1 protein-coding gene is annotated in these 257 nt (G+C 62.6%); it reads left to right on the top strand.

Translation table 11 applies throughout. From position 1 onward, the window contains the following. Nucleotides 1–15: 15 nt before the first annotated feature. On the top strand, nt 16–257 hold a 242-nt coding region (locus tag AAEY78_RS13910), incomplete at its 3' end, for a copper amine oxidase (RefSeq protein ID WP_502943783.1).

The raw sequence follows: 257 nt of genomic DNA, 5'->3' as shown, positions 1-257 counted from the left end.
GGCGAGGAGCGCCCCGTGATCTACCGCGCCTCGATCGACGAGATGCTCGTTCCCTACGGCGACCCATCGCCGGTGCGGTTCTGGCAGAACTACTTCGACACCGGCGAGTACCTGTTCGGACGGTTCACCAACTCGCTCGCGCTCGGCTGCGACTGTGTCGGCGAGATCAAGTACTTCGACGCGACGATGGCAGACGAGACCGGCAACCCGTTCACGATCAAGAACGGCATCTGCATGCACGAAGAGGACTTCGGCAC

Origin of the sequence: Psychrobacter sp. 16-MNA-CIBAN-0192 (assembly GCF_040309565.1) — a bacterium.
GTDB lineage: Bacteria > Pseudomonadota > Gammaproteobacteria > Pseudomonadales > Moraxellaceae > Psychrobacter.
The sequence above is the reverse complement of the archived record's forward strand: the minus strand, read 5'-3'. Positions and strand labels throughout refer to the sequence as shown.